Below are 8,436 nucleotides of genomic sequence, written 5' to 3' on the forward strand. Positions count from 1 at the left end.
CAGCACACTGACTCCAGCAACAGCGGACGTGGACCCCACGGCGTCACTACGAGCTGGAACCGGCCGCCCTTACGACTGCCCCACCGCTACCCTGGGACGCCAACAAGCTCGCACCCTTTCGAAGGTGGGAGTTTCGCTGGCACGACTGGCACAGACGCCGTCCTCGACCAAGGCATCCAAGATCAGCTTGCCTCGCACCAAGCGGTCTGGATGGAAGTTGAGGGTCACGCGCAGCGCCGGATCCACCGGACCTCCGGATGACCGCTCCGCAACATGACGGAGAGCCTGTTCGTAGGACGTCGGGAAGGGTCGAGGGCTCATCGGCACAGTTTCACTCAACCTGATCGACCATGGCACTCACTTTTCCGCTCCAGCACGTTCCCGTCAGCGCTGTCTAGAGCCACCCGTTCTGTTGTGGCTGACCGTGCTGCCGGGGCCCGCCACGGAGCCGGTGGGGGCGCTGTCGGCCGGGCGGCCGAACATGGCGGAGCAGCTTCTTGCACCGTGGCGGGAATTGTTCGGCGGCTCGCTGTGCCTGGACGTCGGCCATCACGGGCTGTCGGGGACGGGGGCGGGGTTTCTTGCGGCTTGCGGCGCGGACGCTGCAGCTGGCCGACCGGCTCTCCGTCTCTGCGGTGCTGACGAATGCGGTGCGGTATGCGGATCCGGGTCAGCACCGGGTCGCGTACGTGCTGGACGCGGCGCGACTGCTGCGTCCGATCGACTTCCGCCGGCGCGATGCGGGGAAGTCATCAAGCACCGAGAATCCTGACCAATGGACGCTGCGCGTGAGCACTACTCACGTTGAACTCTCCACCGGCCGCTCCCCGGGCCGTACCTGGACCGTGCGCCTGACCGGGCACGCCGACCGGACGGCGACCGTGACGTGCTCGACCGGAGCCGGCACCATGCCCGCCAAGTCACGGGACATCGCGGGGCTGCGCCGGTTCGCCGCCCTGCACGCCTCTCCCACGCCAAGGCCGCCCGGGTGCGGGAGCGCGCCTCGTGCCAGTGCTGGTCGCAGAGCCGTAGCTCTCATGAGGTCATGCGCGTGCACTGTTCCAACAACACCGTTCTCGTCCTGCGGCACGACCCGGCCGTCGGCTGCGTGTGGCACCTCGCCGAAGTGTGCGCCGCGTGCGCCAAGCTCATGACACACACCCGTGTGGTCGCCCTCCCGCCCCCACGTCGTCTGCCCAACCCGCCGCGACGGCCCCGGAGCAGCGTCAGGGCAGCGGGCCGGGCGCGGTGAACAGGGCGGGCCACGCGTACCAGCCCCAGCCACACCGGCAGGAACGACAGTGGCGGTTGGGTTCACCTCCCCCACTCCCACCGGTGGTGAGGCCCCAGCGCCGTGCACCCGGACAGGCCCGCCGTGGTCAGCGACAGGGCGCGCCATGCGGCGGCAAGCACGGTAAGCAGCGTCGTTGAACACGTCGAAGGGCCCGCCAGGGACCGACAACCGCCTGACCGCGCCGCACGACCGGCGCCCTCACACCGCCGGTGTGCGCGGGCCCCCTACTGTATGAGGGGCACCGCCGTCCGACCGACCAGCAAGGAGCTTCAGGGCCGTGAATGTTGAGATCCCCTCGCAGGTACGCGACACCGCCGCCCAACTCGGGGCCGGCGTCTCCTACGCCCTGAAGGTGGTGGCCGGCCAGTTGGCCGACGACCCGGACATGGGCCAGCCCTCGGGTCTGCCGGGCATCCTCACCGTGATGGTCGACGGCGACCTGTTTGAGGACTGTCCTGCCCTGGCCATCGGCTACATCCTCGAACCCGATCGGATCGAGATCCGGTACGTGAACGTGGTCCCCTCCGCCGAGCCCGCCGCGGATGCCCAGGCCCAGGATGAGGAAGTGGAGCAGCCTGCCGATCCTGCCGTCGCAGTCACCGGACGGGAGATCACCGACGCCTGGCAGCGCATCACCCGCTGGCTCCAGCACAACGCCCCCGACTCCCACGCGGCGCTTCGCGCCAGCGTGAGCCCTGCCGCCGTCACCGCCCTGGAAGCGGACCTCGGCATCCAGATACCCGCCGACCTGCGCGCTCTGTGGTCTCTGACAGCAGGCGACGACGGGGTCAACGGTTGGGGATGCCTTCCGGGCAACGAGGCTCTGATGCCCCCGGACGCCGTGGCCGCCGTCTATCGGCTGAAGATGGACTCTCAGGCCGACCAGGACACCCTCAACACCCGCCGCGCCGAGTACAACCGGATCACCGTGTGGAAAGCAGCCTGGATTCCGGTTGTCTCCCACGGCGCGGCTGATCGCACCTCGGGCCTGTATCTCGATGCCACGACCGGCTACCTGGGCCGCTGGTCCCGCTACAACGAAAGCCCCGGCGAAGAACTCGACACGCTGGTCACCTACCTGGAAGAGGCTGCCGACATGCTCGAAGCCCCGGCTCTGGCCACGCGGGACAAGCCCGGCCTGGTCGGTGGAACCCTGGTGTGGCTCAGCAGGCTCGACTCCGCGCTGGAAGACCGGTGGCAGTCCCTCACCGGCTGACCACACACGAGAAGAGGACCAGCCCTGTGGGCTGGCCCTCTTCCTGCTTCACCTGCTGGCGCTCGCTCTACGTCAGCCGATCTTGCGCCACGTGCAGGTAGTTGCGGCCGACGTGCAGTGCTCGAACCCCGGAAGGTTCACGAAGAACCCGTCACCGTCCAGCATTCGCCACTCCGGGGCCGGGAACCCGCTGAACGCCTTTTGGTTCTGCACACTCGGGATGGCTGCACGCCCGCACCGCTCCGTACCGCTCGGCCCTTTCGTCGCCGTGCGGGTGTCCGCGAGGATGCCGAAGTTCGCCGAGCCGTCGCCCATCTTGTCGGTGAACAACTGGGCGCACTCGCTGCCCGACGTCACCAGGTTCACGCTCTTCGGATAGCCGCCGGACTCGTGCGTCGAGGCCATCGCGTACTCGTCACAGTCGACCGACCCCACCGACGTATCGGACGGGTGCACGCTCCAGGTGCTATCACATACGCGATCACGACTGTTGTTCGAATTCCACGGATTGCCGGCGCCGTTCTTCACCGGGGTGTCCGGGCCCAGGTAGTGCATCAGCGAGTCCCACCGCTCGGAACCAGCGTGATCGGGCATCACCTGCTGCATGTACCAGTAGTACCCCCCAGCGGCCGGGTACTTGTTGGTGTCCAGCGTCCAAGTCGGCTGAAAAAACGGCAGCACACAGCCCGGCGCCGAAGGCTTGAGGTAGTCGTCGCAGCGCGGCGCAAGTTCCCGTACCTCTTTGATCCCGGAGGTTCCGAAGTCCGCCGTCGCGCTCGCGGTGTCGCTGGCGTCCACGGTCGCGGTCACCGACCAGCCCAGGTCGATGGTCTCCTTACCCGTGCCGTTCCACTGCGTCGTTACCCGGCCCCACCGGTCACCGTACGGCGGACCGAAGTCGTCCACGTCCCAGTACGCGGTCGGCCCGGTGTTGTTGTTCTGCCCGTCCGTCCATTTCACGTTCGACGTCACACACGAGCCGCACGTGGACCCGACGTTCCACTTCATCGTGACGCCATTCAGCGCCTGGTCGATCGAGACCGGCACGATGGCGATCGCCTGATCGAACTCCGCGAAGTCCGACCCGGACGCGCCCTTATTCGGGTACGCCTTGATCCGCTGCTCGAAGTCGAACTCGGCGAAACCGATCTGCACATCATCCGCGTCGACGAACGCCAGCGTCCCTGACCCGATGTTCTTCAGGCACGCCTCCGTGCGGTTGATGTAGTCCTTGCCGACCGCCTTGTCCCAGCACCAGTCAACCAGCTCTACAGCAGGCGCGGCCGCGGCAGCCGCAGCCGCCGCGGCAGGAGACTTACCCGCCTTGCGGGCCTTGGCGGCTTCCGCCTTTCGCAGCGCCTCAGCCCGCGCCTTCGCCCGCTTCTCGGACTCCGCCGTGGGAGGGGACAGCTCGATGCACAGTTTGCGTCCCTTCGCATCTTCCCTACCGCAGGTAAGTGGCTTGGTCGCCTGTCGCTTCACGGCACCCGACGCGGCGAACGTTGGCAGCGCCGGCCCCGGATCAGTCCGGTTCAGCTCAATGATCTCCTGGGCGTCGGAGTCGATCGTCGACGACGTCTGCGCCGCGGGGAACTTTACATACGGCTCGATGCGGAAGTCCGCCCACGGCGACCAGGTCGTCTCATACAGACTGCCGTCGAAGGCAGAGGTGCGGAACTTGTAGAGCACGCCGGGCTTCAGCTTGCCGTACGGCACCGGCACCTTCGCCAAGCCGCCCGAGGCCACATACGGCGACACCAGCACTCCGTGCTGACCCGGCCCGTCGAGGTCGACCTGCGCCTTCGGGGTACCGTCCGCGTTCGTGGTGTACACCTGGAACGTCAGGTTCGCGGTGTCGCCGTCCGCGTCGGTCACGGTGTTCCGCAGCACCACCTGCGGAGTGATGACCCGCCAGACGGTGCCCGCCTTGGCGAACTTGGGGCCGGCCGACGGGGTCTTACCCGACACCGGCCGCTCACCTCCAGCGGCGATGGCCGCGAGGTCCTGCCGCCCGGCGGCTGCCACCTCCGCCGGGGAAGCCCATAGGCCGGGCGCAGGCGGCGCGGGAGCCGCTGCTGCAGTGCCCACCCCCGCCACAAGCGCCAGCGCGGCACCAGCGGCAACATGCCGCCACGCCAACGTGCGTAAGAGTCTCACTTCTTCAATCCCCCTGGACTTATGTGAGTTGTACACGCCAACCACAACCCCACCACGCCCACACGCAAAGCAACATGAACAAGATCACGGTTTACTGGGGCGAGAACTCATTCAGGCCAGAGGTCATGCCAGCGCCGGAACCCCACGGCGAGCCATCTCCTGCGCAGCGCGCAGCGCATTCCTCGCCGGACCGTGGCCGAAGCCGACCATCACACCTTTGGAACCCGAGGGCTTGAGGTTCACGGACCGTTCGCCAGCGGATGGAGATCGGCCCACGGATGCAGGCTCGCTCCGGTCTTGTGCGCGTGCGTGCGCTGCCACGTCGCTGCTTCGGCCGGTGCGGGGATGCAGTCGGGGCCGAGGAGGCGATACACGGCCTCAGAGCCGTGATGGCGGCGGACAGCCGCGAGGACATCGAGGTCCACATGCCGTCGACGCAGTGCTTCTCGGCGACGGGGAGCCGTTCGATGGCATATGACAATGGCAGTACGCCTTGTCGGCCAGGACCACGTCCGGCCTGGTGCGGGACCGTCCTCGCCGTCGGGCGACGCGAAAGCGGCCCATGACGTGTGTGACGGCGGGGGCGTCGCCAGCCTGTCCGGCAAGTGAGCACGAGGGCCATTGGCCGGCAGTGGGCATCGGAGCCCAGGTGGATCACAGGCGCAGCGCCGGTTACGCGCCAGGCGTCAGCGCCGGCTCCCGGCGCGCCTGGTCACGTCAGGGGTCACCGCATCGGCTACTCGCCGTCGGCTTGTTTGGTCCCGCCGACCAGCCCGCCCAGCCCGTCCGCCAGCCTTTGCCCTGCCGGCGTCAGTGCAAGCAGCACGCCCGCGACAGCACCAGGACGAGGGGCACCTTCTCATCCATGCGACTACGCGCCTCGGTCCGACAGCGCAGCCGCACGAAGACGATGACGGCCAGCAGTACCGCCACGTTGATGGTCAGCATTCTCCTGCCACTCCCCCTCGGCCGCTCCGCACAGCCGCCAATGCACTCAGCCTTCTGGTGCATCCCCGGCCCCGGCATTTCCGGGCACGCCGGATCTGCCACCCACGGTCAGGGGCACGATCATCAACGCAACTACACCCGTAGCGGGATCCTCAGGAGACGTTCCCGCGCACCCCCTCACCGAGCAGCCCATCGACGTACGTCACGTACTTCGCGGTGAAGCTGCCCTTCCCTGTGACGGCGCCGGAGATGTTCTCCCCGGGGGCGAGGTCGACGGTGTCGATCTGGTTTTCGTCGACGGCGAGTTCGGCGGTGTGCTTCGTGCCGTCGGTGTCGGTGATCGTGAAGTACAGCGGGTTCACGCTGATCTTCTTGTCGCTGTTGTTCATGATCGTGACGCGGACGCTGGTGTACGCGCCCCCATCGTGCAGGACACCCGGGACGAACACGGTCTTCTTCGCGGTGACCTTCACCGGCGCCGCGGGGGCTTCCTTCTTCTCCGCGGGCTTCGCGGCCGGCTTCTCGGCAGGGGCCGCCTCGGGCGCGCTGCTCACCGTGTCCGCGCTGCCCTTACTGTCGGTGCTGGAGTCCTTGCCGCCGGCGGCGGCGCCGATGAATCCGATGACGACGATGAAGGCGAAGATGCCGCCGATGACGATGCCGGTGATCGCGAGGCCGGTCATGCCCTTCTTCGGCGGGGGCGGCGGCATGTAGGGCACCGGGCCACCCCGGTAGGGCTGCTCCGGGCCTGGGTACTGGTGGCTCATCGCCTGTCCCCTCGTACGGTTCTGATGTGGTGTGGGGGGAACGCGAGGTTATCGGTGAAGGTGTCGGGCTGTACCGGATTCAACCGGATCTGTTACCGCGTGGGGACACGGCGAAGCCTCTGCCCCAGAACACGGGGCAGCAGCTTCGCCAGGCACTTGCCCTCCGCGCAGGCCTCAGTGGAGGTGTCATCGGTCCCGTGGGTAGTAGACCGAGACCGCGGCCTATTCGGGGTGCTCGCCGTTCACGGCGCCGGGACACGGTGACGAACCCGATGATCGTGAGGCGCGGCAGGCCATCGCCGAGGGCGGCATCGAGGCATGCCAGTTCGGCCGGCCGGACACCGCCTTGGGGCTGCTGAAGCTACGCCGTCACGGGTCCGTGCTGATCAACCAGCCCATGAGGGCGCTGGACAGCGCGTTCAGCTCCATCACGAGCTGCGCCACGTCGTCGCCGTTCATCGGCCCGAGCTGTGGCTCTGCCTTGTTTCGGCGGGTCCGCATGGTGGCCCACTCCAGGGTCTCTCCGTCGACACTCCACATGCCGTGGACGTACTGGTCCCGCCGCTGAAAGGCTGCGCGGCTGCGGGAGATGAGAGATCGCAGGCCCTCCCTGCGGTCTGTCGCTATTCCGACCTCGGCTTCAACCATGCTGGACACCGACCGCCTCCAGCCCACCCCCGCACAGCCCGCTGGTCCGCAGCGCACCATCCGGCACGAGACTGGCGCTGAACTGCATCCGTGGGCTGACCTCCAGCCTGCCGGTGACCGCGCGGCCGACGTCTCCAAGCTCGGCTACACCAGCCCCGGGAGCCCCGGATGACGAACAGCCCGCGCACCATCCTCCGCGTCCACTTCCATCTACCGGACCCGAGCGGCGAGTTGTTCGAGCAGCTCCTGGGGCTACTGGCGAACATCACGCCCCGGGTCCAGGCCCTGCCGCCGAACGCCGCCGACCTCGACATCACCGGCGCCCTGCGCTTCTTCCATACCGATGCACGCGGACTCGCGCAGCTGGTTCGCCTGCGCTGCCTGGCCCTGTACGGAGTACGTACAACGGCGGCCACCGGCCCGAACCGCATGATCGTCTCCATGGCCGCCGCGACGACCACCCCCGGCGGCATCACCGTCATCGGCCACACGCCCTACGACGTCGCCGCCTTTCTGCGACCCCAGCCGCTCGCCGCCCTGCCCGGCATCGGACCGGCCACCGCGAAACGACTCACCCGCTACGGCCTCACCAGCATCGGCGAACTCGCCGACCTGCCTCTCCTGACCGTCCAGCGCATCCTCGGCGCCACCGACGGCCGCGCCCTGCACGGCAGGGCCCGCGGACTCGACGACCGGCCCGTCATCCCTCAGGCCGCCCCACGATCCACCGGCGCCGACCACACCTTCGACCGGGACGAACTCGACCCCGGCGAACACCACCACACCCTCCTCGGCCTCGCCGAACGGCTCGGCGCCCGAATGCGGGAGGACGACGTCGTCACCCGCACCCTCACCCTCACCGTCCGCTATGCGGACCGTTCGTCGACGATCAAGAGCCGCACGCTTGCGGAACCCACGGCCCACTCCCCCACACTCACCAAGACCGCGTACAGCCTCTACGAGCTCCTCGGCCTCGAACGCGCGCGGGTCCGCGGCATGTCCCTGCGGGCAGAAGCCCTTCAGCCGGCCGAACACGCCACCAGGCAGCTGTCGTTCGACCCCACCGACGACAAGGCCCGACGCATCGAAGCCGCCGCCGACCGCGCCCGCGCCCGCTTCGGCCCAGACGCCGTCAAACCCGCAGTCCTGGCTACGCGTGACGCTTCCCGGCTCTGACCCTTCCCGGAGACTGCCGGTGCCGTGGCTTCGTTCACTTTCAGCAGCAGCGTTTGTCCGGCACTTTGGGCAGCAGCTGGAGGTCGACGGGCTCGGGAATGTTCACGAGAAAATGACGTCAGCGCCTGGGACGGCCCGCCGCCCGTGAGGGGACGCTGTTGGTTAATTCGGGCCGTGGTGCTCTGTCCCGTCGGGTTGCTCTGCTGGGCAGAGACGCATCGCGTGGGCCC

The 8,436-nt window shown here is 68.2% G+C and carries 7 protein-coding genes and 1 pseudogene; 4 read left to right on the forward strand and 4 right to left on the reverse strand.

Annotation, left to right across the window (positions count from 1 at the left end):
• Positions 1-418: 418 nt before the first annotated feature.
• Both ABTX78_RS35900 and ABTX78_RS35905 read left to right on the forward strand, forming a co-directional pair.
• Positions 419-734, forward strand: a pseudogene (locus tag ABTX78_RS35900) (hypothetical protein); the annotation flags it as partial.
• Positions 735-1,571: 837 nt separating this feature from the next.
• Entirely contained in the window at positions 1,572-2,510 is a 939-nt protein-coding gene (locus tag ABTX78_RS35905) for an SMI1/KNR4 family protein (RefSeq protein WP_352210950.1), read from the forward strand.
• A 72-nt stretch (positions 2,511-2,582) separates the two neighbouring features.
• Here the strand turns inward: ABTX78_RS35905 and ABTX78_RS35910 are convergent, their stop codons facing one another.
• The 4 genes from ABTX78_RS35910 to ABTX78_RS35930 all read right to left on the reverse strand — a co-directional run bounded on the left by ABTX78_RS35910 (position 2,583) and on the right by ABTX78_RS35930 (position 6,922).
• Entirely contained in the window at positions 2,583-4,535 is a 1,953-nt protein-coding gene (locus ABTX78_RS35910) for a hypothetical protein (RefSeq protein ID WP_352210951.1), read from the reverse strand.
• Between the two features lie 942 nt (positions 4,536-5,477).
• Complete coding sequence (locus ABTX78_RS35920) at positions 5,478-5,615, reverse strand: hypothetical protein (protein ID WP_352210952.1); 138 nt, start codon at positions 5,613-5,615, stop codon at positions 5,478-5,480.
• Positions 5,616-5,767: 152 nt separating this feature from the next.
• Positions 5,768-6,382: a DUF4352 domain-containing protein gene (locus ABTX78_RS35925; RefSeq protein WP_352210953.1), complete on the reverse strand. Its 615-nt coding sequence runs from the start codon at positions 6,380-6,382 to the stop codon at positions 5,768-5,770.
• A gap of 369 nt (positions 6,383-6,751) precedes the next feature.
• Positions 6,752-6,922, reverse strand: coding sequence for a hypothetical protein (locus tag ABTX78_RS35930; RefSeq protein WP_352210954.1), 171 nt, complete (start codon positions 6,920-6,922; stop codon positions 6,752-6,754).
• 106 nt (positions 6,923-7,028) lie between these two features.
• On the opposite strand from ABTX78_RS35930, the gene ABTX78_RS35935 reads away from it, so the two are divergent.
• Entirely contained in the window at positions 7,029-7,202 is a 174-nt protein-coding gene (locus ABTX78_RS35935; protein WP_352210955.1) for a hypothetical protein, read from the forward strand.
• Complete coding sequence (locus tag ABTX78_RS35940; protein ID WP_352210956.1) at positions 7,199-8,206, forward strand: DNA polymerase Y family protein; 1,008 nt, start codon at positions 7,199-7,201, stop codon at positions 8,204-8,206. The genes ABTX78_RS35935 and ABTX78_RS35940 overlap by 4 nt, the downstream gene beginning before the upstream one ends.
• Positions 8,207-8,436 lie beyond the last annotated feature (230 nt).

This window comes from Streptomyces sp. NPDC096193, from assembly GCF_040302905.1.
In the GTDB taxonomy this organism is placed as follows: domain Bacteria; phylum Actinomycetota; class Actinomycetes; order Streptomycetales; family Streptomycetaceae; genus Streptomyces.